We start from the raw sequence: 1,170 nt of genomic DNA on the forward strand, positions 1-1,170 counted from the left end.
AATCTAGTTTTGAGGGAATAACTCTCAAAAATCAATAGTCTGGTGGCGATAGCGAGAAGGTCACACCCGTTCCCATACCGAACACGGAAGTTAAGCTTCTCAGCGCCGATGGTAGTTGGGGGTTCTCCCCCTGTGAGAGTAGGACGTCGCCAGGCGCTATATATGGAGGGTTAGCTCAGCTGGGAGAGCATCTGCCTTACAAGCAGAGGGTCGGCGGTTCGATCCCGTCATCCTCCACCATTATATTGGACAAACTATAATATGCCGGTTTAGCTCAATTGGTAGAGCAACTGACTTGTAATCAGTAGGTTGGGGGTTCAAGTCCTCTAGCCGGCACCATTTTATGAGCCATTAGCTCAGTTGGTAGAGCATCTGACTTTTAATCAGAGGGTCGGAGGTTCGAATCCTCCATGGCTCATCTTATTTTTGTCTGCGGGTGTGGCGGAATTGGCAGACGCACTAGACTTAGGATCTAGCGCCGCAAGGCGTGGGGGTTCGACTCCCTTCACCCGCACCAATTAAATATATGCGGAAGTAGTTCAGTGGTAGAACATCACCTTGCCAAGGTGGGGGTCGCGGGTTCGAATCCCGTCTTCCGCTCCATAAGAAACAATGCCGGGGTGGCGGAACTGGCAGACGCACAGGACTTAAAATCCTGCGGTAGGTGACTACCGTACCGGTTCGATTCCGGTCCTCGGCACCATTGTTTTTTAATTAATGCGCCCGTAGCTCAATTGGATAGAGCGTCTGACTACGGATCAGAAGGTTATGGGTTCGACTCCTTTCGGGCGCGCCATTATATTTCGGGAAGTAGCTCAGCTTGGTAGAGCACTTGGTTTGGGACCAAGGGGTCGCAGGTTCGAATCCTGTCTTCCCGACCATTATTATTATTTGGGGCCTTAGCTCAGCTGGGAGAGCGCCTGCCTTGCACGCAGGAGGTCAGCGGTTCGATCCCGCTAGGCTCCACCAAAAAATAAAAAAGTATATTGACAGTGTTTATAATAACTGTTATTATATAAAAGTTGCTTCTAATAGCAACAAACAAATTGCTCTTTGAAAACTGAACAAACAAACGTCAACAATAATCGTTTTATAACGAATGTTATAGAATGACAACAAGTAATAAAAAGCTAGAGTTTAGCAATGAGCTAATCAACTCTTTATTGGAGA

General features: G+C 47.6%; 9 tRNA genes and 1 rRNA gene. All 10 read left to right on the top strand.

Annotation, left to right across the window (positions count from 1 at the left end):
* The first annotated feature begins 38 nt into the window (after nt 1-38).
* The 10 genes from rrf (at nt 39) to QQZ16_RS03155 (ending at nt 969) form a co-directional block, all read left to right on the top strand.
* A 5S ribosomal RNA gene (gene rrf, locus QQZ16_RS03110) occupies nt 39-155 on the top strand.
* Between the two features lie 9 nt (nt 156-164).
* Nucleotides 165-240, top strand: a tRNA-Val gene (locus tag QQZ16_RS03115).
* 23 nt (nt 241-263) lie between these two features.
* Nucleotides 264-339 (top strand) — tRNA-Thr (locus tag QQZ16_RS03120).
* 6 nt (nt 340-345) lie between these two features.
* A tRNA-Lys gene (locus QQZ16_RS03125) sits at nt 346-418 on the top strand.
* Nucleotides 419-432: 14 nt separating this feature from the next.
* Nucleotides 433-517, top strand: a tRNA-Leu gene (locus QQZ16_RS03130).
* 11 nt (nt 518-528) lie between these two features.
* Nucleotides 529-603, top strand: a tRNA-Gly gene (locus tag QQZ16_RS03135).
* Between the two features lie 11 nt (nt 604-614).
* Nucleotides 615-703, top strand: a tRNA-Leu gene (locus QQZ16_RS03140).
* A 16-nt stretch (nt 704-719) separates the two neighbouring features.
* Nucleotides 720-796: transfer RNA gene (locus QQZ16_RS03145), tRNA-Arg, on the top strand.
* Between the two features lie 8 nt (nt 797-804).
* Nucleotides 805-881, top strand: a tRNA-Pro gene (locus QQZ16_RS03150).
* Nucleotides 882-893: 12 nt separating this feature from the next.
* Nucleotides 894-969, top strand: a tRNA-Ala gene (locus tag QQZ16_RS03155).
* Nucleotides 970-1,170 lie beyond the last annotated feature (201 nt).

This window comes from Bacillus sp. T2.9-1 (assembly GCF_950097965.1).
Lineage (GTDB): Bacteria > Bacillota > Bacilli > Bacillales > Cytobacillaceae > Niallia > Niallia hominis.